This is a genomic window from Trichlorobacter thiogenes (assembly GCF_900167465.1).
In the GTDB taxonomy this organism is placed as follows: domain Bacteria; phylum Desulfobacterota; class Desulfuromonadia; order Geobacterales; family Pseudopelobacteraceae; genus Trichlorobacter; species Trichlorobacter thiogenes.
Window position 1 is genome coordinate 50,309 of record NZ_FUWR01000005.1, and the last position, 26,268, is coordinate 76,576.

General features: G+C 54.5%; 21 protein-coding genes. 6 read left to right on the plus strand and 15 right to left on the minus strand.

Annotated features, from left to right (window positions below):
* The first annotated feature begins 40 nt into the window (after positions 1-40).
* Positions 41-247: a hypothetical protein gene (locus B5D39_RS06120; RefSeq protein ID WP_012468681.1), complete on the plus strand. Its 207-nt coding sequence runs from the start codon at positions 41-43 to the stop codon at positions 245-247.
* 111 nt (positions 248-358) lie between these two features.
* Here B5D39_RS06120 and B5D39_RS06125 read toward each other — a convergent pair whose 3' ends face one another.
* From B5D39_RS06125 to hcp, 11 genes are all read right to left on the minus strand, one after another.
* On the minus strand, positions 359-1,765 hold the full coding sequence (locus B5D39_RS06125) for a PAS domain-containing sensor histidine kinase (protein WP_078789524.1): 1,407 nt from the start codon (positions 1,763-1,765) through the stop codon (positions 359-361).
* Between the two features lie 150 nt (positions 1,766-1,915).
* Complete coding sequence (locus tag B5D39_RS06130) at positions 1,916-3,100, minus strand: carboxypeptidase-like regulatory domain-containing protein (RefSeq protein WP_078789525.1); 1,185 nt, start codon at positions 3,098-3,100, stop codon at positions 1,916-1,918.
* A gap of 86 nt (positions 3,101-3,186) precedes the next feature.
* Complete coding sequence (locus tag B5D39_RS06135; RefSeq protein ID WP_078789526.1) at positions 3,187-4,008, minus strand: RMD1 family protein; 822 nt, start codon at positions 4,006-4,008, stop codon at positions 3,187-3,189.
* Positions 4,005-5,546, minus strand: a complete 1,542-nt coding sequence (locus B5D39_RS06140) for a Ppx/GppA phosphatase family protein (RefSeq protein ID WP_078789527.1) — start codon at positions 5,544-5,546, stop codon at positions 4,005-4,007. Before B5D39_RS06140 ends, B5D39_RS06135 begins: the two co-directional genes overlap by 4 nt.
* A 12-nt stretch (positions 5,547-5,558) precedes the next feature.
* Positions 5,559-6,437 carry a CHAD domain-containing protein gene (locus B5D39_RS06145; RefSeq protein ID WP_078789528.1) on the minus strand — a complete coding sequence of 293 codons (879 nt, stop codon included), beginning with the start codon at positions 6,435-6,437 and terminating at the stop codon, positions 5,559-5,561.
* Positions 6,421-6,933: a phosphohistidine phosphatase SixA gene (gene sixA, locus B5D39_RS06150; RefSeq protein WP_078789529.1), complete on the minus strand. Its 513-nt coding sequence runs from the start codon at positions 6,931-6,933 to the stop codon at positions 6,421-6,423. Before sixA ends, B5D39_RS06145 begins: the two co-directional genes overlap by 17 nt.
* Positions 6,934-6,977: 44 nt before the next feature.
* The gene (gene pnpS, locus B5D39_RS06155) at positions 6,978-8,723 is read right to left on the minus strand and encodes a two-component system histidine kinase PnpS (RefSeq protein WP_078789530.1); all 1,746 of its coding nucleotides are present in this window, start codon (positions 8,721-8,723) and stop codon (positions 6,978-6,980) included.
* A gap of 3 nt (positions 8,724-8,726) precedes the next feature.
* Positions 8,727-9,407 (minus strand): winged helix-turn-helix domain-containing protein, encoded by a 681-nt coding sequence (locus B5D39_RS06160; RefSeq protein WP_078789531.1) that lies wholly within the window; start codon positions 9,405-9,407, stop codon positions 8,727-8,729.
* Positions 9,408-9,582: 175 nt separating this feature from the next.
* Positions 9,583-10,581, minus strand: coding sequence for an inorganic phosphate transporter (locus B5D39_RS06165; RefSeq protein WP_078789532.1), 999 nt, complete (start codon positions 10,579-10,581; stop codon positions 9,583-9,585).
* Positions 10,574-11,191: a DUF47 domain-containing protein gene (locus B5D39_RS06170; RefSeq protein WP_078789533.1), complete on the minus strand. Its 618-nt coding sequence runs from the start codon at positions 11,189-11,191 to the stop codon at positions 10,574-10,576. Before B5D39_RS06170 ends, B5D39_RS06165 begins: the two co-directional genes overlap by 8 nt.
* Before the next feature lie 296 nt (positions 11,192-11,487).
* Positions 11,488-13,089, minus strand: a complete 1,602-nt coding sequence (gene hcp, locus B5D39_RS06175; protein ID WP_078789534.1) for a hydroxylamine reductase — start codon at positions 13,087-13,089, stop codon at positions 11,488-11,490.
* 204 nt (positions 13,090-13,293) lie between these two features.
* Between hcp and gltX the strand changes: the two genes are divergently transcribed.
* Together gltX and B5D39_RS06185 are read left to right on the plus strand one after the other, a co-directional pair.
* The gene (gltX, locus tag B5D39_RS06180) at positions 13,294-14,694 is read left to right on the plus strand and encodes a glutamate--tRNA ligase (protein ID WP_078789535.1); all 1,401 of its coding nucleotides are present in this window, start codon (positions 13,294-13,296) and stop codon (positions 14,692-14,694) included.
* A 39-nt stretch (positions 14,695-14,733) separates the two neighbouring features.
* Positions 14,734-15,987: a hypothetical protein gene (locus tag B5D39_RS06185; RefSeq protein WP_078789536.1), complete on the plus strand. Its 1,254-nt coding sequence runs from the start codon at positions 14,734-14,736 to the stop codon at positions 15,985-15,987.
* A gap of 257 nt (positions 15,988-16,244) precedes the next feature.
* Here the strand turns inward: B5D39_RS06185 and B5D39_RS06190 are convergent, their stop codons facing one another.
* The 3 genes from B5D39_RS06190 to B5D39_RS06200 form a co-directional block, all read right to left on the minus strand.
* On the minus strand, positions 16,245-16,799 hold the full coding sequence (locus tag B5D39_RS06190) for a LysM peptidoglycan-binding domain-containing protein (RefSeq protein WP_161947434.1): 555 nt from the start codon (positions 16,797-16,799) through the stop codon (positions 16,245-16,247).
* 34 nt (positions 16,800-16,833) lie between these two features.
* Positions 16,834-19,884, minus strand: a complete 3,051-nt coding sequence (locus tag B5D39_RS06195) for a hypothetical protein (RefSeq protein WP_244161368.1) — start codon at positions 19,882-19,884, stop codon at positions 16,834-16,836.
* A 283-nt stretch (positions 19,885-20,167) separates the two neighbouring features.
* A complete protein-coding gene (locus tag B5D39_RS06200) occupies positions 20,168-21,385 on the minus strand; it encodes an ammonium transporter (protein ID WP_078789539.1) in 1,218 nt (405 codons plus the stop codon).
* A 318-nt stretch (positions 21,386-21,703) separates the two neighbouring features.
* On the opposite strand from B5D39_RS06200, the gene B5D39_RS06205 reads away from it, so the two are divergent.
* From B5D39_RS06205 to uvrC, 3 genes are read left to right on the plus strand one after another with little or no spacing between them, the layout of a single operon-like run.
* The gene (locus tag B5D39_RS06205) at positions 21,704-21,922 is read left to right on the plus strand and encodes an AbrB/MazE/SpoVT family DNA-binding domain-containing protein (RefSeq protein ID WP_078789540.1); all 219 of its coding nucleotides are present in this window, start codon (positions 21,704-21,706) and stop codon (positions 21,920-21,922) included.
* A complete protein-coding gene (locus B5D39_RS06210) occupies positions 21,922-22,338 on the plus strand; it encodes a PIN domain-containing protein (RefSeq protein WP_078789541.1) in 417 nt (138 codons plus the stop codon). Before B5D39_RS06205 ends, B5D39_RS06210 begins: the two co-directional genes overlap by 1 nt.
* Before the next feature lie 10 nt (positions 22,339-22,348).
* Positions 22,349-24,214 (plus strand): excinuclease ABC subunit UvrC, encoded by a 1,866-nt coding sequence (uvrC, locus tag B5D39_RS06215; protein ID WP_078789542.1) that lies wholly within the window; start codon positions 22,349-22,351, stop codon positions 24,212-24,214.
* Positions 24,215-24,324: 110 nt separating this feature from the next.
* Here the strand turns inward: uvrC and B5D39_RS06220 are convergent, their stop codons facing one another.
* On the minus strand, positions 24,325-26,262 hold the full coding sequence (locus B5D39_RS06220; protein ID WP_078789543.1) for a hybrid sensor histidine kinase/response regulator: 1,938 nt from the start codon (positions 26,260-26,262) through the stop codon (positions 24,325-24,327).
* Positions 26,263-26,268 lie beyond the last annotated feature (6 nt).

Genomic DNA, 26,268 nt, shown 5'->3' on the forward strand with positions numbered 1-26,268 from the left:
ATTTCCTTCATACATTCAAATCGTAGGGAGGAAACAAACCATGAAAAATCTAAAGGAATTTTGTCTGGAGTGCGGCAGCAGGGCGGTCTCTAAAACCATTGACAACGTCCTGCCCAAATTCAAAATGGAGATCATCAACTACGCCTGTGGCGCTGAGCTGAAAAGCATCTATTCCAGCAATGGCAACACCGGCAGGCTCTGTCTGTCAGGCTGCAGCCAGCTTGAAGAGCAGGTATCACCGATCTGAAGCCAGTGATGACACTGACACCTGCTTCCTGTGACCGCATCGCCCTGCCAAAGGGACCATGCGGTTTTTTACGTCTATGCATTATTCACAAAGCTTTCAGTGGCTGGCAGCCTACGGCAAACTGACAATGAACTCTGCCCCTTCGGACCTGTTCCGTGCCGACAGGCTGCCAGCCATATGCTTCTCAATGATGGTCTTTGCCATATAGAGACCGATGCCGGTTCCTTCCCCCGGCCCTTTGGTGGTGAAGTACGGTTCAAAGATGTGAGGCAACGCTTCAGGGGCGATCCCGCCGCCGTTGTCCTGAACCGACAGGACTGCCCTGTTGTTTTCTGCGCTGATTCTGACCAGAATCCGTCTATCCGGGTTGATGCTGTGATTTAGCGCATCAATGGCGTTGTTGAGTATATTCAGCACCACCTGAATATACTCGGCCTGATAGCCGTTGACCATAAGCTCGTCATGGACATTCAACTGACAGCTTATGCCGTAATGTTCCATCTGCGCCGAGACAAAGCTGATCGCCTTGCTGACCGCCTCTTTAACTGAAAACGGATGTTTCTGTTTTTCGTTTCTGAAGAAGGTACGAAAATCATCAATGGTCTTCGACATATAATTGATGATTGCCATGATGTTCTGGACATCGCTCTGAATCTGCTCGTCGGTCAGCTCATGAGAGGCCTTCAGTAGCTGCATGCTTTGGACATAAATTGCAATATTGTTCAATGGTTGCCGCCATTGATGGGCAATATTGTTCAGCATCTCTCCCATGGCGGCATGGCGGCTCTGCTGTAACAGCAGTTCATCCTTTTGACGCAACTCTGCAATCGCCTCAGCAACCCGCATTTCAAGGGTGTGGTTCAGCTCCTCCAGTTGTGCCTGCTGCAAACTGAGCTGTTCTTCAGCCCGCTTGCGTTCAGAGATGTCCCGTACCATCACCACAATCCGGTTTTCACCGTCAAGGGTTGCCCGGCGCATGCTGACCTCAACCCACAGACGGCTGGCATATTTTGTGGTGGTGATCCATTCAAAGGTCTGGGGAGCGCCTTCTGCACAACGCTGAATCCATTCCAGTGCCTCAACTTCGCTATAGGGCGACTCTCCCGTTCCTACCTGATAGAGACCTTTGTTCAGCACCTCATCTCGACTGTAACCGTAGAGCCGACACATGGTCTCATTCACGTCAAGAATACGCCCTGACTCTGCATCATGGATAAATACGGCGTCGTTAAGAGAATCATAAATGGTATGAAAGCGCTCTTCACTACCCTGCAACAGGGCAGTTGCCTTTGCCAGTTTCAGGTTATCGGAATAGATGAGTTTATAGAGGATCAACGAGGTAAGCAGGACAAACAGCCAGCCCTTGAAAAGCGCAATCCTGGTCAGGGTGTCATGGTCAGACACCAACCAACCAACAATAGTGTCGGAAACAAGAATCCAGACCGCTGCAAAGAAGGCGTAAATGCCGACAATACGCAATGCAGCCAATCGTACCTGTGGTGGGGCGTTGGGAAGCATGACGAACCTCCTCGGTTCGTCCCAAGTGTAGCAGGCATCACTAAGACGTCAACTACCCCAGTTTCTTCGCTAGAGGGGCATAGCGCTTTCAAAACAGCCCGCAAGAGCAACCTGATTAATCAATTACAACGTTGCACAAATTGTTTCAGGCTATTTTATGATGATCTGATCCACAACGAGGGTCCCGTGACTGACAACCAGCGTATCATCGATTAAAGTAAAATCATTTACTTCCCTAGTTGAGCTATTAAATGAATCATTAAAACCACCTTTTAAAGTGGCCAACACATTCGGTCGGTTAAAGGTGGTTCCTGTTGGAGTGTAGCTTTTCTGTGCAAAAATTGTCTCATAATTCTGAACAGCAGAAAAGGCTTCCGCTAACGAAGAAAAATATCTCGCTGCACCCTCTATTTTAAACGGCTGCAAAGAGAAAGATGCAATGACTGTTTTATTGTCGCTCATCCAAATATCGCACGGATTGCTCTGGCCTGAACAATTACTGTCCACCCACCCGCCAAAACTTGAATTATCGCTTGGAACTGCAGTTATTGTCGAGCCCAGGTTGGCAACTATAGAAATAGTACAAGAAGGTTCGGTGCATGTACCCCCAGGGGAACTGGAAAGAAAACCATTCCCAGAGCCTGTTTGCTGCAAAGTCAGGGAATATGTAGGTCTGAGAGAAAGCGGCAATACAGCTTCAATAATTGAACCATTTGGGACCGTAGTGGTCAGGCTGTTCATGAAATACCCATACTTCATGCCGGATAGTGTAACTTCATGAGCAGAGGGAACAATGGCCACAAAGACACCGCTTAAATCAGTCTCCGTACCAGGAACAATATTATGCGAAGCTGCATCAACATACATAATCTGGGTCGTCGCTACATTAGTACTAGCAGAAACACCGCTAAGTAGAGACCCACTATTGCTATCAACTACGCCCACTATGACAGCACTACGCCCTGGTAATAGTTCTAATTCGTCAGGGGTAAAGAGATAATAAGGATAGTTTGAGTTATCAAAACTCTGGGAAGATGAATAATACTGGGTATAAACAGGCAGGTAGCCAACCTTCGTTATTTTGAGACGAAAGAGTGCCGCTTGAGGAATGCCAGACACAACAAAAAAACCATTTTCGTCAGTCACGTTAAATAATGTGGGGCTGCCATCAACTTCAACCAGGACACCTGCCACCGAGGCATTTACGCGGTCTTTTACAACTCCGGCAAGGCTAATTGTTGACAAATTCGAAGAAGGGTTAGCCATAGATATCTCTGGTAGTATTGACCACAAAAAAACAAACATGGTCATCAACAATACGCTGCGCTTCTTCATCACATATCGTCCTTATCAAAAAATACGTTATCTTTTTTAACTAGCACAGATTCCCGCAATAACAAGAGTGATTACCAAAAAAGACATCAACCACCCCAGAACTTCTGCCAGAGGGCCATAATGATCTCAAAGGCGATCAGGATGATAATGATCCATTCCAGGCGGGCGGAGCGGCGGGCATGGGAGAGGTTTGAAAAGACATCGGTGACATCCATCAGAGTTTCTGCCTTGTGCTTGATCTCCTGATAGCGGGGACGCAGTTCAAACAGGTTGGAGATGGTCAGGTAAAAGCGGTCTGCCTCAGCGTCATCCCAGGTGCTTTCCGGCTTATCCAGCACCATGATATGGGCGATTGAGGTGTATTTGAAGCCCAGTATCACTGAGGCCAGTTTGGCAAGCCGCTTGTCCGGCAGTTCCAGCACACCCTGCCCCAGGCGGTTGATCATGACGCCGACTTCGTCAAAGACCGCATCCACATGCTCTTCAATCCGCTCCAGGGCAACCGACTTGGCAATCACAAAACAGATGATCTCCAGCAGCTCCTGCTTGAACTCCGGCATACTGGCGCTGTCGTTGGTTATGGAGGGCTCAGCAGCCGGATTGATCTCCAGCTGATAGTCTTCACGGAAAGGGAGCTGGGGCTGTTCCTTCAGCTGTTCAAGGTGCTGCTTCAACCCTTCAATGCAGCGGGCAACAATGTCGTCACTGCAGTTCAGAAAGACCATACCGCCGAAATAATAGAGGTAGACCCAGACCCCGTCACCTGCTGCAGAAGGGGTGAAGGTAACCGGATTCAGCCGCATCGGTTCTTCCCAGCGGTACTTGCGATCAATCCCCAATCGCGTTGCCAGACGGTTCAGGTCAAGATCGCCGCCAATGGCAAAGGCGGTAAACTGATAGCGCATCATGGCAGGCAACCCTCTGTTGCAAACAGTACCTGCAGACCAAAGGCCTTTTCAAACAGGTCTTTTTTGGCGCTGGCACCAAACAGTTCCACGGCCAGATCTTCAGTACCGGACAGAGTCAGCCGCACCAGACTGCCTTCAACGCAACATTGCAGACCGCTGACCGTTGAGCAGCGCCGCCGGTCAAGCCCATCGGCCAACCGCAGGATGCCAGCCAGCTTGATCACCGTTGTCTGTTCCTTGACTGTGAGACGCTGGAATTCATCATGTTTCTTTTTGGGCAACGACTTGCGGTGATAACGGGCGATGACCGCCACCATTTCACGTTCACGAGGGGTGATGCCAAACAGGTCGGCATGGCGGATCAGGTGGCAGGAATGTTTGTGGTGGCTGTGGTAGCTGATGTAGTAGCCGATATCATGCAGCAGGGCAGCTGCCTCAAGCAGCACCCGTTCACGTTTTTTCAGCCCATAGCTATCGGCCAACCCGTCAAACAGGGCCAGTGACAGGGTTGCCACCTGTTGGGAGTGCATATCATCCATCTGACAGGATCGGCCAAAGCTGACCACTGATTCACGCCAGGAACGGGGCGAAGGTGCATCCGGCGCCAGACCGCGCCTTTTGATCGCCTCGACGATCATCCCTTCCCGGATACCGTGGCTGTTTACCAACAGGGTGTTGGCGTTAAACAGCTCCATCATGGTATCCACCAGCCCGACACCGGCCACGATAATATCAGCCCGGTCCGGCGTAAGCCCCGGCACCTCACGGCGTCCCTTGAGGTCACGACGCTGGAGCATGGCCAGCAGATGCACCACCTCTGAGCGCAGCACCTCCAACCCATGCACCCCTTCCACCGGGTTGCGACGCAGTTGCAGGGCCATCTGGGCAATGGCGTTGATGGTACCGCCAGAGCCGATCAGGGTCGGCAGGGTCAGCTTATCCCCATCCAGCTGCTTCTTGACCGTATCTCGGATATGCTTCTGAAACTTGCGGTAGTCGGTGGAGCGGAGCGGATCAGCCTTCAGGAACTGCTCGGTCATCACCACCGCGCCCAGCTCAAAAGAGTAGAACTCCTCCACATGCACACCTTGGGCAGTGATCAGCTCAACACTGCCGCCACCCACATCCAGCACACCAAACCGTTTGCCGTGGGTATCAAAGTTACGCAGGGCTGATTGGGCTGCCAGGGCGGCCTCTTCATCGCCGGAGATGACCCGGATCTCGCTCCCCAGCAGTTCGGAAAAACGTTTAACCAACTGCGGACCATTGGCTGATTTACGCATGGCACTGGTGGCCACCGCATCAATCGCCTTGACCTTGAGGCCGGTTACCAGCTTGTGCATCCGGATCAGGGCTGCCTCGGCCCGTGCCACCGCTGCAGCGGAGATCTCGCCGGTCTCGGCAATCCCCTCTCCCAGCCGTACCGTATCCTTTTCGTCATCAAGAATACGAAAACTACCGTCTTGATTACATTCAACCACGATGCAACGAATGGAGTTGGTACCGATATCTATGGCGGCAAGACGGTCTTTGGTCATTATGGATACTCCCTACAGCTCAAAACAATAGGCAATCGGGTTGGCAATCAGCAGATCACACAACTTCTTCAGCAGTTTACGCTGTTCTTTGGCAATATTTTTCAGCTGTTTTTCCCGCACCGGTTCCGGCAGATCAGCCGCCCCCTGTAGCAGGGCTGCAATCACCACCCGGTCATTCATATCACCCAACACTGACTGATACTGGCGCAGCTGATCCAGTAAGACCTGCTGCTTGCCACCCAGTATAGCATGGAGCAGCTCGGTGAAGTAGCGCCACTTTTTGACCGCAATCCGCAGGGCATGGCGTTCCTCCACCATCTCTGGGGCAGCCACCAACGGCAGCAGGGCATGGATCGGGTAGTACAAGGCCAGATTGCGTTCGGACAACAGCGCCAGCAGCCCCTGCGAAGCGATATTATCCGGTGTCACCAGCGCTGTTGCCGCAGCACGGAGCTGGCGTTCCAGCTTCATGCAATCAAGCGTTTCCAGTAAACGTCTGGCCTGGGCCGCCTCCTGTTTCCGCTGTTGTCCCAATGAGGCAAGCAACGGCTCAAGCCCTTGTTCGCCGGTCTTTTCCAGATAGAGCAGGGTTTCATCCAGATTCCGCACCAGTCCAAGTTCACGGGTCAGGCGTCTGATAGGCCGCCGCAGGCGGTCCATCCGTTCTGTTCCGATAAACGGCCCCAGTTGTTCAACCGCGCCACGCAGACGACGGCTGGCCACCCGCAGATCGTGGATATGCTCAACATCAAAACAGTTCAGGGTCTGATGGCGTAATTGCAGGAGATCATCCCAACGGGAGGTAAGACAGGCAGCAAAGGCCTCCAGCAGCTGACGGCTGCCGGGTAACGGCGGTTGAACCGTTCTATGCGGACTATTGGACAGGGACAAGGACTTTCTTTACTGAACTGATCAGCTTGCCGCCGGCTGGTGCAAGCCAGAGAAAACGGGCCGGTTTGCCCGGTTTTAGACGCGGTTCCAGACAGAGACAGCTCCCTTTACCCAATCCGGCCACCTGCTCTTTACCCAGCAACAGGGCAGCGGTCTGACTCAGCAATGGTTCATGTCCCACCAGCATGATACTCTTCAGCTTTTGACGACTATGCAGCAGCTCCACCACCTGATCAGCAGTAGATTCCGGCGCAAGCCGACTATCAGCCGACAGCTCGGCATGGCTGCCAACTTCAGCCATCAGCAGTTCTGCTGTCTGCACAGCCCGGGTCAAGGGGCTGGTAATGATCTGATCAGGCCGCACCCGCTTTTTATGCAGACGAGAGGCCGCCTTCTGCATGGCCTTACGCCCTTTTTTAGTCAACCAGCGTGTACTGTCCTCAAGCCCTTCAGCCTGTTCTACCGCCTCTGCATGTCGTACCAGATAGATCTCCATCGGTAGTCTCCTCTTCGTAGAGTCTAACGCATTTTGCCAAGAGTTCAAGCCGCTGGCAGTGTTACCGTAAAGGTGCTGCCCTTGCCCGCCTCACTGGTCACGGCAATCTCGCCGCCATGTAGTTGGACAATATGTTTGACAATGGCCAGCCCCAGGCCGGTGCCGCCCTGTTCCCGGCTACGTCCTTCATCAACCCGGTAGAATCGTTCAAAAATCCGTTTCAGGTCTTTGGGGGGGATACCGATGCCGGTGTCGCTGACTTCAATTACCACCCGCTTGTTTTCCTGACGGGTCCGTATCGCAATATCACCGCCATCCGGGGTGTACTTGATGGCGTTATCCAGCAGATTCAGCAGCACCTGTTCCAGTTGCCCCTGATCTGCCAGCACCTTGGGTATTGATTCCGGGCAGGCAGCAGTCAACCGGATCCCCTTGGTACGGGCATGATCTTCCATCAGCATCTGGGCCTTACGAATGGTTCCGCACAGGTCCAGCGGATGCAGGGCCAAAGCGGCATCCCGCGCTTCAAGTTTGGACAGGGTCAAAATATCATTGATCAGGCTGGTCAGCCGCTCGGCATGACCGGCAATAATGGAGACAAAATGTCGCCCCCGCTCAGGTACATCTTCCAGCGCGCCATCCAGCAGGGTCTCGGCATAGCCTTTGATGACCGCCACCGGGGTGCGCAGCTCATGGGAGACGTTGGCCACAAAATCACGGCGCATGGTCTCAATCCGCTTCATATCGCTTATATCGTGGAAGACCGCCACGGTACCGCGCTTGCCATGTTCTCCAGACAGCGGCACCCAGTGGGCCATCAGCACCAGATTGGTGGCAGGGATGGTGATCTCGCAGGTCACTTCATCACCGGATTCACGCTGTTCCTCAAAGGCCTGCAGCAGATCAGGATGTCGGCAGACCTCCACCAGTGGTCGGCCTTCCACCTCGCCAGGCAGGCCGAACTGTTTGCGGAAGGCCGGGTTGACCAGAATAATGGCCCCCTGGGTATCGGTCACCATCACCCCTTCACCCATGCCCCGCAGAATGGCAGCCAGACGCTGCTGTTCCGAGGTAAGTTTGTGCATCTGATCTTCAATCCGGGCAGCCATTTCGTTCAGGACTCGGGCCAGATAATCGATCTCTTCACCTTTACCGGTGGGCACCCGCACACCCCGCTCACCAATACCGATCCGGGCCGCAGCATCGGCGATCTCACGAAGCGGACGGGCCGTGATCTTTGAGAAAATGACGCTTAAAATCAGCGAGATGATCAGTAGCGCAATCAACGTACCGCCCAGCAGGCCATGCAGGTTCTCTTTAGCTGCGTCAAACGATTCAAGGGGCAGGGCAAGCCGCAGCACCGCCGCCTGACCGCTTGCAACCGGCAGGGCCACGTACAGCATGGTAGCCCGTACCGTTTCTGAATAGCGAATGGCGCTGCCGCTGCCGGTCTTCAGGGCCTGTTGCACCTCCGGCCGCATTAGGTGGTTCTCAATGCCGGACAGCTGGTCATCACGCAGGTCTGATTCACCCAGCACACGACCGTCGGCTGCAATCAGGGTAACCCGCGACTTGATCGCTGCTCCCAGTTTGTGGGCAAGCTTCTGGGGAGGGAGCTCCTTTTGTTGTTCAACCAGTAGCTTGGCCAGCTTGGCCTGTTGCTGGAGATTTAAGCGACTTTCATCCAGCAGCCGTTGTTCCAGCAGATGATTGACATAGCCGAACCCGCCACCGGCAATCAGCAGCGAAAGGGAGATATACGATAGAAACAACTTCCAGCGAAATGACATGGTCTACTCCTCCAGCTTATAGCCAAAGCCACGCACGGTCTTGATCATCTCACCGGCATCCCCCAGCTTGTTCCGCAAACGGGTTACATGGGTATCCACGGTACGGGTATCACCCACAAAATTATAGCCCCAGACATCCTGCAGCAGCAGTTCACGCTTCATGACCCGCCCGCTATGCTCAGCCAGATAGAGCAGCAGTTTGTACTCTGTGCTGGTTAGCTCAATCTCTGCATCGGCCACGGTGACCCGATGACTGCCACAATCAATGGCTATCGTCCCCATGGTGATCTGCCGTTCCGTGTTGACCGGTTCCTGACCGCTGCGTCGCAGAATGGCACGAATTCGCAGCATCAGCTCCCGCATGGAAAACGGCTTGACGATATAGTCATCGGCCCCCATCTCAAAGCCCACCACCCGGTCAATCTCGTCACCCCGTGCAGTCAGCATCAGCACCGGGATGCCACGGGTCTTGTCACTGTGGCGCAGGGATGAACAGACCTCGGTCCCCATCATGCCGGGCAGCATCAGATCCAGCAGAATCAGATCCGGCAACTCCCGCCGGGCGGTCTCCAACCCCTCCAGACCGGTTCCGGTCACCAGCGCCTGATAGCCCTCTTTTTCAAGGTTATAGGCCAGCAACTCCGCCAGATCACGCTCATCCTCAACGATCAACACCTTCTTCATAATGGTCATCTCCTGTGCCACTAAACCAGAAAACAGCTTATTTTAGATTGTAACAGTATCAGAGCAAGGTTACAGGCTTGTTACGCCGGTGCAAACAGTTTGTGGCAGAATGCAAAAAGGCTGCCTCCAAACAGAAGCAGCCTTGTACAGACCATTAATTCGCCACAGAAGAAACTCAGCCAAGTAGTGGCAGCAAGACCTGATAGGTCATAAAGGCAACCAACGCCGCTGCCGGAATGGTTAGAACCCAGGCCCAGACAATCCGCTTGGCAACGTTCCAGTTAACTGCGGTCAACCGCTTGGAAACCCCCACCCCCAGAATGGTTGAGGTGATGACATGGGTGGTACTGACCGGCATGCCGATGGAGGAAGCGCCGAGAATAACACCGGCTGCCGCGGTTTCAACACAAAACCCATGCACTGGCTGCAATTTAACAAAGTCCTTGCCGATGGTCTTGATAATCCGCCAGCCACCGGCAGCAGTTCCCAGACCCATGGCAATGGCGCAGGAGATCTTGACCCAGGTAGGCACATCAAAAGAGGGGATCAGGCCATAGGAAAGTAGGGCCATGGTGATAACACCCATTGATTTCTGAGCATCGGCAGTACCGTGCGAGAAGGCCATAAATGCGGCTGAAGCAACCTGTAACTTACGGAAATTTTTATTCAGTGGCCCAGGATTGCTGTCATGAAACAGTCGCATGACAATCATCATAAATACAAAGCCGATGGCAACACCGATGATCGGTGAAAGAATCAAGGCCATCACGATCTTTTGCAACCCCTTCCAATGCAGCGTGGCAGTGCCGGAATGGGCAATAACCGCCCCCATGATGCCACCAATAATGGCGTGGGATGAAGAGGAGGGCATACCGTAATACCAGGTAATCAGGTTCCAGATAATGGCCCCGAGAATTCCGGCCAGCACCACCAGTTGCGTAACATTATTCGCATCGACAATCCCTTTGCCGATGGTTGATGCCACCTTGGTTGAAACCATGGCACCGGCAAAGTTCAGAAAGGCGGCCATGAAGATGGCAGCCTTAACCGACAGGGCACGGGTAGAGACACAGGTGGCAATGGCATTGGCGGTATCATGGAAGCCGTTGATATAATCAAAAGCCAGTGCGGCAACAATCACCAGCACCAGCATGATCAAGGCAAGATCAGGCATTTTTCACTACCACGCTTTCAAGAATATTGGCAGCGTCTTCACACTTGTCAGTGGCCTTTTCCAGCGTCTCGTAGATCTCTTTCCACTTGATCAGGTTGATCGGATCTTTTTCTTCATCAAACAGGCGGCTGATCGCCTCACGGCAGACCCGGTCTGCCTCGTTTTCCAGGGCATTGATCTCGACACAGCAGTCATTGATATCCTCAAACTTGCCGCCCAGATGCTTCAGTGCCCGCTCAACGGTCTGGCAGCACTTCAGGATAATAAAGGCCAGCTGCTGTGCCTCCGGGGTCGGTTTCTCAACATTGTACATTACGAAACGCTGGGCCGAGGCATCGATCAGGTCAATGATATCGTCAAGTTTCGAGGCCAGCGAATAGATATCTTCGCGGTCAAGGGGGGTAATAAAGGTCTTGTTGAGGGTCTTGATAATCAGGTGGGTCTGGTTGTCACCTTTATGCTCGGTATCTTTAATCTGACGTTGACTGGCAAGGGGATCAACGTAATCATCCAACATCACCTTCAGTTGCTGGGCACCTTCAGTAATGATCACGCCCATATCCTGAAACATCTTAAAGAACTTCTCTTCCTTCGGGATCAATCCAAACATGCTGCTCTCCTTTTTCAATGCAGACAACTGACAGATCATGACAAGCGAGGGCATGTTACAGGTATGTGACGGAGATGTAAAGTTTCAGTTGCGTTATTAAAACAGAAGCGGGCAGCCCCGCCAAGGGACTGCCCGCTTTCTAAAATGTTTCATAAACAGTTGAACGTTTGCAACGAAGATTTTTTCGGCCTGTGCGGGGTAAGCAAGGGGTGAGTTGTGCGGCGTACTAAGCAGTACGCCGCACAACTCACCCCGCTGCTTGACCTGCATCAGGGCGAAAAAAGATCGTTGCCCTTCTACCCCAGAATGGCCTTGAGATCTTCCTCTGCCGTAGTAATCGGCATAATATTGAAGTTCTCCACCAGGAAGGCCAGTACGTTTGGCGTAATAAAGGCCGGAAGTGAAGGTCCGAGGCGGATATCCTTGATACCCAGTGACAAGAGGGTCAGCAGAATCACCACCGCCTTTTGCTCGTACCAGGACAGGATCATGGAGAGCGGCAGATCATTCACGCCACACTCAAAGGCACCTGCCAGGGCCACCGCGATCTGGATGGCACTGTAAGCATCGTTACACTGGCCGATATCCAGGAGACGGGGGATACCGCCGATATCGCCAAACTCCAGCTTGTTGAAGCGGTACTTACCGCAGGCCAGGGTCAGGATCACGGTATCCTGGGGTGCCTTCTCGGCAAACTCGGTGTAGTAGTTACGACCTGATTTCGCGCCGTCGCAACCGCCCACCAGGAAGAAATGCTTGATCTGGCCAGCCTTGACCGCTGCGATCACCTTGTCAGCCACACCCAGAACTGCCTTGTGACCAAAGCCGGTCAGGATCTCCTGGCCCGGATTTTCCGGCAGACTTGGGCACTCCAACGCCTTGTTAATCACCTCGGAGAAATCCCAGCCACTGATGTGGGTTACGCCTGGCCATTGCACCAGTCCCCAGGTATAGAGACGATCCTTGTAGGAATCAGCCGGACGCTGGATGCAGTTGGTGTTGAAGATGATGGCGCCGGGAAAGTTAGGGAACTCCTTGGCCTGATCCTGCCATGCGCCGCCATAGTTGGCCACCAGATGGGGGTACTTCTTCAGGCCGGGATAACCGTGGGCAGGCAGCATCTCACCATGGGTATAGATGTTGATCCCCTTGCCTTCGGTCTGCTTCAGCAGCTCTTCCAGCATCTTCAGGTCGTGACCGGTAACCAGAATCCCTTTGCCTGCCTTGGTGCCCAGGTTAACCGAGGTCGGGGTCGGTGCGCCGTAGGTCTCGTTGTGGGCCGTGTCCAACAGGGCCATGACCGTCAGGTTCTGCTTGCCGCACTCCATGCAAAGGCCAACGAAATCCATCAGACCAAGAGCCGGATCCGTGGTGGCTGCCAGCGCCTTCTGAAAAAAGGCCATTACTGCGTCATCGCTGCGACCCAGGATCATGGCATGATCCATATAGGCAGACATCCCTTTCAGGCCGTACATCAGGATCTCGATCACGGAACGGATATCTTCGTTAATATGCTGGGTGTTGATGCCGTGCTGCTCACCCTGAGCCACCATGCCGGCCAGGTCGGCCGCAGGCTTCCAATCAGCAACCGGGCAGGCGATTGCAGCGCCGGAGGCTGCCTTGGCCTTTTCCTTCAACCGGTAGCATTTCTGAATCAGCTTGCCGATATCTTCAGGATCAAAATCCACGTTGGTGACGGTGCTGAACAGCGCCTCAATGGTAAAGCGGTCGATCTCGGCATCACGTCCCATTTTATCAGCATACAGGGCGACAGACTTCAGACCGTATAACAGATGGTCCTGCAGGGCTGCCACATCAGGCTTCTTGCCACAGACACCGGAAATGTTACAGCCGGTTCCATTTGCTGCCTGCTCACATTGGTTACAGAACATACTCATACTCGAATCCTCCTTTGGGTTAGGTACATCCTCATCAGATGCGTTTTGGTCGTTTGTATGGTATGAAGAGTATAGCAGTCCTTTTAGATAATGCATGACCTTGGTCAAAAAAAGTGCGTATCTTGCGAATACGTTCTGTAGTATCTTGTCTGCCAATACTATCATTAAGCAGGACTATCAAAAATCTTTCAGGAGTTTCCCCCGATGTCTGATCTGCGTGTCCGTTTTGCCCCATCCCCCACCGGCTACCTGCATGTTGGTGGCGCCCGCACCGCCCTGTTTAACTGGCTCTACGCCCACCACTTTGGCGGCACCTTTATCCTACGGATTGAGGATACCGATACCGAGCGTTCCACCCAGCAGTCGGTGGATGCTATTTTACAGGGGATGGAGTGGTTGGGGCTGGATTGTGATGAAGGGCCGTTCTTTCAGACCGACAACTTTCCGCTCTACAAGCAGCATGTGCAGAAGTTGTTAGAGGAAGGCAAGGCCTACCGTTGCTGGTGCAAACCGGAAGAGTTGGAGGCCAAGCGCGAGGCAGCCATGGCAGAAGGGCGCAAGCCCAAATATGATGGCACCTGCCGCCACCGCCAGGATCAACCGCTTGATCAGCCCCACGTAATCCGCTTCAAGGCCCCTGAAGAGGGAGAAACCGCCTTTGATGACCTGATCAAGGGGAGGATCGCCTTCCCCAATGCTGAACTGGATGACCTGATCATCAGCCGTACTGACGGCACCCCCACCTATAACTTCTGCGTGGTGATTGATGATGCCCTGATGCGGATCTCCCATGTCATTCGTGGCGATGACCATGTCAACAACACCCCCCGCCAGATTCAACTCTACGAAGCACTGGGCTATCCGGTACCGATCTTTGCCCATGTGCCGATGATCCTGGGCAGTGACAAGGCCCGCCTCTCCAAGCGCCACGGAGCCACCAGCGTAATCGCCTACCGTGATATGGGCTACCTGCCGGAGGCGCTGAACAACTATCTGGTACGGCTTGGCTGGAGCAATGGCGATGACGAGATCTTCAGCCGTGAAGAGATGGTACAGAAGTTTGATATCGCCAATGTGGGCCGTTCTCCGTCTGTCTTTAACCCGGACAAGCTGAACTGGCTGAACGCCCACTACATCAAGACCGGCGATCCTGCCCGACTGGCAGAGCTGCTGAAACCACACCTGGCCAGCCGTGGTGTAACTGACACAACAGCCCCTGATCTTGCCGGGGTAATCAGCACCCTGCAGGAACGGGCCCAGACCCTGGAAGAGATGGCCGAGCGGGCTCTTTTCTACTATCAGGTACCCCAAAGCTATGATGAGGCAGCCCTGGCCAAGTTTGAGAAACCCCATCTGGCAGCGGTCTTTACGGCAGTTGCCGCAAAACTGTCAGCTGCAGCAATCACCACTGCCGCAGAGTGCGATGCACTGTTCAAGGAAATTTGCACAGAAGGTGGCTGGAAGATGCCCCAGGTTGGCCAGCCGGTGCGGATAGCACTTTCCGGCAGCACCCAGGCCCCTGGTATTGGTGAGATTGTCATGGCGTTAGGGGTACCAGAGGCAGTGGCCCGGATCCAACGGGCCAAGGCAGCCTTAGCCGGCTAGGAGCCCTAAACATTTAACCCGGATACACACAGGACACCCATGCAGATAGTTGCCATCACTGACATACCGCGCATGACTGTTTTTTTTGAACGCCTGGTCCAACAGTACCCTGATCTGGTCGTGGTCAACGAGATTCATCGCGGCATTGAGGAGCTTGAAAGCCGCAAACCGGTCGTGGTGATTATCCAGAATCACCTTTCCGGTCTGTCGGCCGATATTCTGCAGAAGCACCTTAAATCCCGTTTGGGTCAGCACAAGGCCCGCTTTGGTCTGATCAGCAGCTCAGCAACATTGGATGTTGACACCTCTGCACAGTTTGAAACCATCCTGGACCCGGCTTTGGACGATACGCAGCTGGAGCAGGCACTCGAACGAATCCTGCAGCGCCAGCCCGCAAAAAAGCAGGAGATTGCAGCTCTTAGCCAGCCTGCTGCCCCTGCACAGGAACCAGAACTGCCGTTGGAGCAGCAGCCCCCGCTATCTGATGCAGCAGGTGATGCTGAAGCAGATGAGGAACAACCGGCAACTCCACTCACCTACGAAATGCCGCGCCGCACCGGTCTCTCGATTATTTCTGATTTCAGCAAGCAGCTCGACACCAGATCAGACACCCTCCAACCTGAACCTGTAGCCGCACCGTTCAGCCACCGCGAACGAGAACTGCAGATCAGGGACCTGCACCAGGAACCGCATCTGATTGCAGATTTTGAAGAGCCGCAGCCCTGGTATCGCAAAACATCGTTCATGCTGATCAGCGTCACACTGGTTGTGGTGGTGGCCGTAAGCCTGTTCCAGCATCGTTCAAACCGCACGACAACACCAGCTCCCAAGATTGCTGCAGAACAAAAAGCAGCGGCGCCAACGCCACCTCCGGCAGCCCCCGCTGCTGCTCCTCAACCAGAGCAGAAACCGGCTCTTGCCTCCCATGGCACCGGACGTCCCCGCAGTCTGCCAAGCTTTATTCCCAAAGAAGGTCTGGAGCTGGGCTATGGCAAAGACAATCCCGGCTGGGAAAATTATCGCGGCCAGACCAGTGAATACCGTGTTTTCCGCGAAAAGGATGGCGCCATCAAGGCGATTCAGGTCATTGACCGCAGTGGCGCCGGTATCCAGGAATCTTTTTACACCACCATCCTTAAAGAATTGGCCGGTGCGACGGTAATGCGCCCCACCTCTTCAGAGATCAAGGAAGGCTATGAGATCCGCCGTGGTGAGCTGGCCGGTCTACAGTTGGTACAGTATCGGGATGCCCAGGGGGGCAGGATGCGGGGATTTGTAATTACCTGGCCCTAACGGGAAGAATAACCATAAAACTAAAAAAAGCAGTTCACGCAACGGCGCAACGACGCTACGCAATAAAAGCAAAATCTTGCATAAACAAAGCCTCTCACCAAACGGATGTATCTGAATGTTTCTGTAACTGTTTGGTTTTCGTTGCGAGCGTTGCGGCTTTGCGTGAGAAACTGCTGTTTTAAGGATAAACAACAAAAGAACGGGCGCCCTGATTGGGGTGCCCGTTCTTTTGTTAAGCAGACAACGACAGTGTCGTTCTATTTTGCCGAAAGCTTCAGATAGCACTCCGCCCGGTTCAAGGTAGCTTCAGGTAGCAGTGCCGATGAAGGGTAGCTGCTGATAAACTGATCAAACTGGGCAATGGCTGTTTCACAATCACCCTTTTTGTAGGCTTCAAGCCCACGGTTATAGGCATTGTACTCGCCCTTGGCACCAGCAGAGGGGCGCTGCTTTTCAGATCTCTTCTTAGGAACATCCACGGTCAACTCATGGGTAAGAGACTTCTGCTCCGGCTTTTTTTCTTCTACAGCCTGCTGGCCAAGTTTCGCGGCGGCTTTGCGGGAAAGCGGTACCCGCAGGACCTGTCCGATCTGAATCCAATGGGGTCTTTTGATATCATTAAAGAGCAGAATCTGGGGATAGTAGTAATCACGGCCAGAATACCTCTTGGAGATCCGCGAAAGGTTGTCACCCTTCTTAACCGTAACCTCCCGCACCAGCACCCCTTCACCGGCTTCGCCGTTAAACGGCTGGGGTAAATAGAGGTAATCAGCGCCCCAGCTTGCGGTTGCCCCGCACAACAACAGTGCCATCAACAATGGAATCTTTACACCTGGTAGATGCATATCAGTACCTGTTCCCCACTTGATCCTGGTAGGTCAGGATGCTTTTCAGCTGAACACCGGTACCAACACCGGTACCAGGCTTAATCCTGAATGACACCTTCACCACCCGCTTTTCACCGGCACCAAGCTCACTGAAACGCCAGAGAGACGTACCTGCCTCGGCTTTACCGGCAGCCTGATCAATGGCCACCAACTCAATCTGCTCAGGCCAGGTGACTGCCAACTCCACCTGCTTGGCAAGGTTGGAACCACGGTTAAGGATATCCAGATCGATCGTCAGCAGATCCCCCGGAACCATCCGGCCTTCGCGCCCTTTCATCGCCAGTTGCAGCACTGGCCGTGAATAGCCGATCTCGGCTTCAACCATAACGGCCTTACCCTGCACCGCTTCAGGTGCGGCACTCAGAGAAAGTTTTTCAACCGTCCCGTCCAGTGCCGTCTTTGATGTGGTCACTTCAAGCAACAGTGTAGCTTCTTCCTTCGGACCCAGTGGGCCGATAACCGCCACCTCCGGCTCACCCGGCTGACGCAGGCCGTCACGGTTCAGGTCATGATAGACAACAACCTTCTGGAACGGTGCCGATGAAGCCACCAGACTGAAACGCTCACGCTGGTTGCCCTTGTTCACAATCCGGGCCGGAACGGTCACCACCTGTCCAGGTACCGCCTTGACCCGCTCCGTTGCCATCTTCACCGCCAGCTCACTAACCGGCAGCACAAAGCTGGCATTGGACAGGAAGGTGCCTCTGATCTGCAGCGGATTATTCATAAGATCAGCCCGTACGATCAGCTCTTCCTTTGCCAGCGCCTCAGCCTTAAGCTGGAAGGTCACGGTCAGATCACGGCTTTCGCCCGGCTTAAGTGCAAGGCCGTCCAGTACCAGTGCCGCTCCCATCTCCTGCCGGAAGCCTGCGGCGGCAAAATCAACCGCCTGATACTGGGGAGGGAAATTCAGGCGCAGGGTAACATCCTCTGCCGGTGTTGATCCCACGTTCAGCACCGCAACCCGGTACTGCACCGTATCACCGGGCAGTAACTGGGGTTTGTCAGTCTTGACCACAGCACGCAGCAGCGGAGCAGCAGCAGCAAGTGATACCGTCCGGCTCTGGGATGCCTCAGCCATAAACTGAGAAGCTGCCTTGATCGGATGGGCTATCCTCAGACCGTCAATTGAAGCTGCAGGCACGCTCAGCACCAGCAGACCCTTGAATTTTTCACCGGGCGCAAGCTGCGGGGTCTGGTTGATGGACTGCTCTGGCATTCCGGCAGCAGCAAAGCGGGCACCAAACTCAGCAGGGAACCCTGAAGCAAGATAAAAACTATCCTGACCGTTACCACGGTTCTGGATCTCAAACGGAATAACATTCTTGCGGGCAACTTCAAGGGGAGCCTGGGGAGACTGCACATCAAACTCAAAGGCCGCATACTGGGCAACCTCAAGGGTCAGCACCTGGGCAGTGGCGCTACTTTCAACCGGCTGGGACGGCGTTGATGCTGGTGGCAATGCCACTGCCACCCCCAACTCCTTCAGGCGTGATGCCGCAGTACGGGCTGCCGGCGTATTGGGGAAACGCTCCAGAATCCCTTTGTATCCTGCAATCGCCTTTTCCTTCAGCCCGGCCCGTTCCTGACGCAGCTTCTCTGCAGCCGCCTTGGCCTCATCCGCCTTACGGGCCGCCACAAGCTCACGCTCTTTCTGCTCGGCTGCAGCCATGGCAGCCTTTTCAGCTACACGGCGTTCTTCAGCTGCCTTCTCGGCTGCCACCTTATCCGCTGCCGCTTTTTCCCTGGCCAGTCGTTCTTCTTCAGCCTTCACCGCTGCAAGCCGGTCTGCCTCGGCCTTGGCCTGCAGGACACGGGCCTTTTCAGCTGCTTCCTGGGCTGCCTTTTCCTGGGCCAGGCGATCTGCCTCCAGCTTGGCTACTGCCAGACGATCAGCCTCTGCCTTTTCACGGGCGATCCGGTCAGCCTCTGCCTTAGCCTTCAGGATGCGAGCCTTCTCGGCTGCCTCCTGAGCGGCCTTTTCCTGGGCTAAGCGCTGCTCTGCCTCCAGCTTGGCGGCTGCCAGACGATCAGCTTCTGCTTTTTCCTGAAGCGCACGCTGCTGCTCTGCCTGTAACGCCGCCTGACGCATCTTTTCCGCCTCAAGCGCAACCAGCTTCTGCTTCTCTGTTGCAAGATCCGCCTGACGCTTATCTTCAAGCGCTTTAGCCGCCAGACGTTCAGCTTCCAGCTTTTCGCGGGCAATCCGCTCTGCTTCAGCCTTGGCCTTCAGGATGCGGGCCTTCTCAGCTGCTTCCCGGGCTGCCTGTTCCTGGGCTACACGCTCTGACTCCAGCCTGGCGGCTGCCAGACGATCAGCCTCAGCCTTTTCACGGGCAACCCGCTCTGCCTCAGCTGCGGCCTGCTGTTTTTCCTGTTCCAGCTTGATGGCTGCCAGTCGCTCTGTTTCCGCCTTCTCGCGGGCGATCCGGTCTGCCTCTGCCTTGGCCTTCAGGATACGGGCCTTCTCGGCTGCTTCCTGGGCCGCCTTTTCCTGAGCCAGACGCTCTGATTCCAGTTTGGCGGCTGCCAGGCGATCAGCCTCAGCCTTTTCGCGGGCAACCTGCGCCGTGGCTTCTGCAGCACGCTGTTTTTCAGCCTCCAGCTGCGCTGCAGCGGCAACCTGAACAGCACTACCCTGACCCTTTTCATACTGGGACGCCAACGCAAGCAGATCTTCTTCAACCGTATTTTTCAGGGGGTTATCGGGATATTCGCGGGAAAACTGGGCCATATAGCGGGCTGCATCAGAACGGCTACCGGCCTTAAAGTGGGCCCGGGCCAACCAGAACAGGGTCATGTCACGCAGGGGGGTGTCAGGATATTTCTTCAGGACATCGCCAAGGCGGGTCACTGCTGCAGAGAAATCTTGTTGCTGGTAGGCATTGAAGCCGGAAAGGAACAGTTGGGAGTCTTCGGTCTCTTGAGCAACGACCGTTGCTGCACACAGCAGGGTGGCAATGAGCAGGCAGGTAAAAAATGCCGTTAAGGCACGGCAGTATCTAAGCATCTTCACGGGGGGCACCCTTTCCCCGGCTGACCGGGACGGCGGTGGTAACTGCCAAGAAATACTTGGGTAAAATGGGTATTCCTTAGCATCTTCACCGTCCCTTGTCAACCGCGGAAAGCGAGCAGCAGAGGGTTTTAAACAATCACCAGCATTGACGAAACGAGGATTTTTCGTTTCAGGGCTTGGCAGACAAAGAAGGGCGCGGAGACGTACGGTACAGTACGTCGCACAAGCCCTTCTGCTGTATGACGAGGTCTGAAGCGAAAAAGACCGTTTAACAGGTTTAGCGTATATGGTCTTCTGGGTAGGCCCCAATCTTATGGATTGCCAGGTCAGGCCCGTTGTACTCATCCTCTTCATGCATCCTGATACCGACTGTTTTTGACAGGGCGCCATAGACAATGAAGCCGCTGGCAACCGCAAACAGTACCGCGGTCAGAGAACCGGCCAGCTGGGAAATAAAACTGATGTTGCCCATCCCGCCAAAAAATTTCTGGCCAAAGATACCGGCGGCAATACCACCCCAGGTACCGATCACCCCATGCAGCGGCCAGACACCCAGCACGTCGTCAATCTTCAGCTTTTCCTGTTCAAAGGTAAACCCATAGACAAAGATCACTGCTGCAATGGCACCGGTTGCCAGCGCCCCCAGGGGATGCATCAGGTCACTGCCGGCACAGACCGCAATCAGGCCTGCCAGGGCACCGTTATGCACAAAGCCGGGGTCATTTTTGCCTGCAATCAGTGCTGCCAGCACACCACCCACCATGGCCATCAAGGAGTTGACCGCCACCAGACCGGAGATCTTCTCCAGATTACCGGCGCTCATCACGTTAAAACCAAACCAGCCCACCGCCAGAATCCAGGAGCCAAGCGCCAGAAACGGGATATTGCTGATCGGCAGGGGGTGGGACTTGCCATGCTGATAGCGCCCCTTACGTGCCCCCAGCAGAATCACCGCAGGCAGGGCGATCCAGCCACCAATGGAGTGTACCACCACCGATCCGGCATAATCATGGAACTCAAGCCCGCCGATTGACTTAAAGATCCCTTGTAGCAGCGAGGCGTTCTTACCCCAGATCAGGGACTCAAACAGGGGATAGCAGAGACCGGCAAAGATCGCCCCGGCGATCACCTGGGGCCAGAACTTGGCCCGTTCCGCAATACCGCCGGAGATAATGGCCGGGATACAGGCGGCAAAACAGAGCAGAAAGAAGTAGTGGACCAGGTCATAGCCCATGGCGCCCTGCATCAGCTGATCAGCCGGTTTCAAAAACGAGATGCCATAGGCCAGCGGAAAGCCGATCAAAAAATAGACAATGGTTGAAACAGACCAGTCGGTCAGGATCTTTACAAAGGCATTCACCTGACTCTTCTTGCGGACCGAGCCCACTTCAAGAAAGGCAAATCCGGCGTGCATGGCAAAGACCATCACCGCACCAAGCATCAAGAACAGGACATCTCCACTTTGTTTCAGGGGGGTAAGGGGTGACAACTCCATTGTTGCTGCCTCCTGGGCATAATTTAAACTGCACTGCATCAATAGATGGCAGCAACCAGACAAGCAAAAATGTGGCCAATCAGCAACTTACGCTGCAACTGCCTGAAAAATGGAGCCTTAGTACAAAATAAAGGCAGTCATGTCTGCATAAAATATATGCATATATGCCTTTATTTTGATCACCATCTACAGTTTTCCCATCACACCAAACCGCTTCGTTTTCTGATCGAAGCAGCCTCCTGCCAACAATGTAACAACAGAGATCGTTGACAACGCCCGCGTCCTTACCATATATTAAAAAGTAAGGAGGGATGAGCCATGTCACTTGCAACGATCACCTCAAAAGGACAGACAACCATTCCCAAAGAGATCAGAGACTGTCTTGGCCTACAGCCCAAAGACCAGGTTCAGTTTACCCTGATTGCCGATGAAACCGTCATCATGAGGGTAAAAAAGCGGGCTATCCGGGAGCTGTTTGGTGCGCTGCATGACCCGAAAAGATCAACCATTCCGCTTGAAGATATGCGGTGCCGTTGATGAGCATATTTGGACTTGATACCAATGTACTGGTCCGTTTTCTGCTTAAAGACGATCCGGTACAGGCAGAACAGGCAAGGCGAGTGATTGAAGAGACTCTGGCTTCTGGTGATCAGGTGGCAGTCGGATTGCCGGTTGTGCTGGAGACAGAATGGGTTCTGCGTTCATGCGCAAAACTTGATAAAAAGACCATCATAACCACCTTCAGAATGCTGCTCGAATCCCGTGATCTGCTGATTGAACATGAGGACTACCTTGAACATGCCCTGTACCTGTACGAAAACAACAACGCCGATTTTGCCGATTGCCTGATCGCCACCGGCTACAAGCGTTCCGGCTGCTCTGCAATGCTTACTTTTGACCGCAAGGCCGCCTCTATTCCAGGCGTCATCCTGCTGAACAGCACCAGATCATAACCCCGCCCCCATGGAACTTCGTGACACCATCCGCAGCTTTCCCACCAGCCCCGGCGTCTACCTGATGCGGGATACCGCCGGTACGATCCTGTATGTCGGCAAGGCCCGTAACCTACGCCAGCGGGTCAGTAACTACTTCGGCAACACCGATGGGCGGCCCCAGGTCCGCTTTCTAATGGCCCGTGTGGCCACCATTGAATTCACCATCACCGATACTGAAAAAGAGGCGTTGCTGCTTGAAAACACCCTGATCAAACAGCATCAGCCCCGCTACAACCTCAACCTGAAGGATGACAAGACCTTCTTCTCTCTGCAGATTGACCTGCACAAGCCGTTTCCCCGCTTTCAGGTGGTACGCAAGGTCAGCCGGGACGGTGCGCGCTACTTTGGCCCCTACGCCTCTGCCAGTGCTGCCCGTGAAGTGCTGCGCCAGCTGCAGCGGATGTTTCCGCTGCGTCACTACCCGCTCAAAAGCTGCATGAACCGTCCCCGCCCCTGCCTGTACCACCAGATCGGCCAGTGCAGCGCCCCCTGCCACAAGCTGATTTCAGCCGAGGAGTACGGCTTGCTGGTGGAAGGTGCGGTGCTGTTTCTGGAAGGCAAAAGCAAGGATCTGGTGGCTGGATTTAAAACCCGGATGAAGGATGCTGCCGAAGGGATGCGCTATGAAGAGGCTGCCCGCTGGCGTGATCTGCTGAGGGCGATTGACACCACCCTGGAGCACCAGAAGATGGTCAGCCAGGGGGGCGACAGCGATATCCTGGGGCTGGCCAGCAATGGCGACAGCCTGACTGTTGCGGTACTGTTTGTGCGGGGCGGCAACCTGTCCGGCAGCACGGCCCTGCATGGCTCCGGCGGGTTGGATACCGCGGATGCCCTGACCGCCTTTATCCAGCGCTATTACCATGAGGAGCGGTTTATCCCTGATGAACTGCTGCTGCCGCTGCCTGTTGAAGCCAGCCAGGCGCTGGAAGAATGGCTCAGTGAACTGAAGGGCAGAAAGGTCCGCCTGCATCAGCCCCGGCGCGGCGACAAACTGGATCTGGTCAACCTGGCTGGCCGTAACGCCCAGGCTGCACTGCTTGAAAAAACAGCAACCAGTCGCTCACAGGACCGGACGCTGGAAGAGCTGCAGCAAAAACTGTCCCTGCCAAGCCTGCCCCGCCGGATTGAATGCTACGACATCTCTACCCTGCAGGGACGGCACTCCGTCGGCAGCGGCATTGCCTTTCTGGATGGGCTGCCGGACAAGGCCCGCTACCGGCGTTACCGGATCAGAAACAGCCAGGGGCAGGATGATTTCGGGATGCTACAGGAGGTCTTTGCCCGGCGTTTCAGCCCGGAGCGGATCCAGCAATGGGGCCTGCCGGATCTGGTGGTGGTGGATGGCGGCATCGGGCAGCTGAACAGCACCCTGGCGGTGGTGACAGAACTGGGACTTTCAGAACAGCTGGCGGTTGTGTCGCTGGCAAAAAGCAGGGTTAAAGGGGATGGAAAAGATATCCACGTAGAGCGGACTGAAGAACGGGTCTTTCTGCCGGGCCGCCGTAACCCGCTCAGACTGCGGCAGGATTCAGCCCCGCTAAAACTACTGGCAGCTATCCGTGATGAGGCCCACCGCTTTGCCATCACGTACCACCGCAGCCTGCGGGATAGAGCAACGCTCCGTTCCGCCCTGCGGGATATTCCCGGCATCGGGCCGAAACTGGAGCGGCTGCTGTTGACGCAGTTTGGTTCTTTGGAAGGGATTAAAAATGCCACGGTTGAGGAACTTGCCACCGTGGCAGGGGTCAGTCAGGAACTGGCGCAGCAAATTAACCAACAACAAACACAGCAGCTCATATCCACGAAGGACACGAAGTTTCACGAAGATTAAGCAGTTACAGCAAACAAACGATTCACCCAAAAGGTGTTTGCTCTTTTTTAAACAATACGTTTTTCTTCGTGTTTCTTCGTGAACTTCGTGGACAACTGCTTTTCTCAGGACTATTCTTTCGACGCCTGCCCCCCACCCTGCGCAATCACCAGCTTCATCTCCTCATGCAGCAGCTTCAGATCAACCGGTTTTGCAACATAGCCGTCAAAGCCGGAACTTAACATATGTTCCCGGGTCTCTTTCAGCGCATGGGCGGTCAGGGCGACAATCGGCAGATGCGCGCCGCTCTTTTTCTCATGCTCACGGATAACCCGTGTGGTCTCCATACCATCCATAACCGGCATCTGAATATCCATCAGGGCCACATCAAACTCACCCTTTTGCCAGTGGTGCAGCAGCTCACCGCCATCATTCGCCTGGGTAACGGTATGGCCGTAGCGTGAAAGCAGCAGACTCAGCATCATGCAGTTGGTTTCACTGTCGTCCGCCAGCAGAATTCGCAGCGGCGGCCCATCCCATAGTGACTTACTCCGGTCAGGCGTAAGGGTTTCCTGCTGGGGTGCCGGTTGAGAGTTGATCAGGAACGGCAGGGTAACCGAGAAGGTACTGCCCTTGCCTTCCTGACTTTCAACCGTTATCTCCCCACCCATCTGATGGACCAGCCGGCTGCAGATGGACAGCCCCAGTCCGGTGCCGCCAAAGCGGCGGCTTACTGATGTATCGGCCTGGGCAAAGGGGGCAAATATCTTCTCAAGCGCCTCCTGCTTGACACCAATCCCGGTATCACTGACGCTGAAACAGAGTTGCGCCTTGTCATCACGGCGATCCAGCAACTGGACCTTGACCCGAATCTCACCCTTACTGGTAAACTTGATGGCGTTGCCCACCAGATTGTACAGGATCTGCTTCAGGCGCAACTGATCACCAAACAAACTGTCAGGGGCACCATCAGCTATCTCATGCACAACGGCAACAGACTTTGCCTGAGCCCGCGCTTCCTGGGATCTGATCAGTTGCGTGATGCAGCTGCGCAGACTAAACGGCGCGCTCTCAAGCTCCAGCTTGCCTGCCTCAATCTTTGAGATATCAAGCACATCATTGATCATCGACAGCAGGTTTTTTGCATCAGCCTCAATATTGGCAAGATACTTGGACTGCTCTTCAGAAAGAACCGTAAAGCGGAGCAGCTGGGCATTACCGATCACCCCGCTCATGGGGGTGCGGATCTCATGGCTCATGTTGGCCAGAAACTCGGTCTTGGCATTGTTGGCCGCTTCTGCCTCAGCCTTGGCCTTAAGCAACTCTTCCCTGGCCAGCCGTTTTTCCTCAAAGCGTTGTTCCAGTGAATCTGCCAGCTCATTAACCGCAAGCGCCGCCTGGCCCGGTTCGTCATCGGATTCCACAGCAATCCGGGAACTGAAATTACCCTTCTGCAAGGTATCAATGCCACGCATAAGTGCGTTAAAAGAACGGGTCAACCGGAGCAGCACCAGATGGCTCAGGAAAGAGACAGCCACCCAGAAGAGAATAGCGATACTGACCGACCAGCCCACCAGCATCCGCACTGAACGGGACAGATCAGTCGTGCTGCGCTCGATCCGCAGGCTACCCAGCACAGACTGCACATCCCCCCCGGCCCCCAGCGATGAACTGATAGAGGAGAGCTGCGGATTGCTACGCACCTCCACGGTCTGGCTGATGATTTCTGAAGTGGGCACCGTGGGTTTGGCATGCAGATCAACCAGCACCCTGCCATCTGCAGCAGCGATCACCACCCGGTAGATTTCAGGTGACTCTGCCACCTGCTCTGCCATCTGGCGCAGCAGAAAGGTATTTTCAGCAAACAGCGGCAACCGGATCGATTGGGCCAGGGACTGGGCCTGCAGCTGAAGATGCTTAACCGCCTCATTTTTTGTTTTTGAAATTTCCCGGGTAATAAACAGGGTGCTTAACAGCAGGACAATCAGAAAGGTAAACAGGGTAAAAATCGTAAGCAGTTTGCGCTGAAAGCTGGTACGGATATCTAACTGTTTCAGGCGGGTAATCATGGAGGA

What these genes read in the sequence shown, in the direction of transcription:
- B5D39_RS06120 (WP_012468681.1), top strand. Translation starts at nt 41, where the DNA reads ATGAAAAATCTAAAGGAATTTTGTCTGGAGTGCGGCAGCAGGGCGGTC.
- B5D39_RS06125 (WP_078789524.1), bottom strand. Translation starts at nt 1,765, where the DNA reads ATGCTTCCCAACGCCCCACCACAGGTACGATTGGCTGCATTGCGTATT.
- B5D39_RS06130 (WP_078789525.1), bottom strand. Translation starts at nt 3,100, where the DNA reads ATGAAGAAGCGCAGCGTATTGTTGATGACCATGTTTGTTTTTTTGTGG.
- B5D39_RS06135 (WP_078789526.1), bottom strand. Translation starts at nt 4,008, where the DNA reads ATGATGCGCTATCAGTTTACCGCCTTTGCCATTGGCGGCGATCTTGAC.
- B5D39_RS06140 (WP_078789527.1), bottom strand. Translation starts at nt 5,546, where the DNA reads ATGACCAAAGACCGTCTTGCCGCCATAGATATCGGTACCAACTCCATT.
- sixA (WP_078789529.1), bottom strand. Translation starts at nt 6,933, where the DNA reads ATGGAGATCTATCTGGTACGACATGCAGAGGCGGTAGAACAGGCTGAA.
- pnpS (WP_078789530.1), bottom strand. Translation starts at nt 8,723, where the DNA reads ATGTCATTTCGCTGGAAGTTGTTTCTATCGTATATCTCCCTTTCGCTG.
- B5D39_RS06160 (WP_078789531.1), bottom strand. Translation starts at nt 9,407, where the DNA reads ATGAAGAAGGTGTTGATCGTTGAGGATGAGCGTGATCTGGCGGAGTTG.
- B5D39_RS06165 (WP_078789532.1), bottom strand. Translation starts at nt 10,581, where the DNA reads ATGCCTGATCTTGCCTTGATCATGCTGGTGCTGGTGATTGTTGCCGCA.
- B5D39_RS06170 (WP_078789533.1), bottom strand. Translation starts at nt 11,191, where the DNA reads ATGTTTGGATTGATCCCGAAGGAAGAGAAGTTCTTTAAGATGTTTCAG.
- hcp (WP_078789534.1), bottom strand. Translation starts at nt 13,089, where the DNA reads ATGAGTATGTTCTGTAACCAATGTGAGCAGGCAGCAAATGGAACCGGC.
- gltX (WP_078789535.1), top strand. Translation starts at nt 13,294, where the DNA reads ATGTCTGATCTGCGTGTCCGTTTTGCCCCATCCCCCACCGGCTACCTG.
- B5D39_RS06185 (WP_078789536.1), top strand. Translation starts at nt 14,734, where the DNA reads ATGCAGATAGTTGCCATCACTGACATACCGCGCATGACTGTTTTTTTT.
- B5D39_RS06190 (WP_161947434.1), bottom strand. Translation starts at nt 16,799, where the DNA reads ATGGCACTGTTGTTGTGCGGGGCAACCGCAAGCTGGGGCGCTGATTAC.
- B5D39_RS06195 (WP_244161368.1), bottom strand. Translation starts at nt 19,884, where the DNA reads ATGCTTAGATACTGCCGTGCCTTAACGGCATTTTTTACCTGCCTGCTC.
- B5D39_RS06200 (WP_078789539.1), bottom strand. Translation starts at nt 21,385, where the DNA reads ATGGAGTTGTCACCCCTTACCCCCCTGAAACAAAGTGGAGATGTCCTG.
- B5D39_RS06205 (WP_078789540.1), top strand. Translation starts at nt 21,704, where the DNA reads ATGTCACTTGCAACGATCACCTCAAAAGGACAGACAACCATTCCCAAA.
- B5D39_RS06210 (WP_078789541.1), top strand. Translation starts at nt 21,922, where the DNA reads ATGAGCATATTTGGACTTGATACCAATGTACTGGTCCGTTTTCTGCTT.
- uvrC (WP_078789542.1), top strand. Translation starts at nt 22,349, where the DNA reads ATGGAACTTCGTGACACCATCCGCAGCTTTCCCACCAGCCCCGGCGTC.
- B5D39_RS06220 (WP_078789543.1), bottom strand. Translation starts at nt 26,262, where the DNA reads ATGATTACCCGCCTGAAACAGTTAGATATCCGTACCAGCTTTCAGCGC.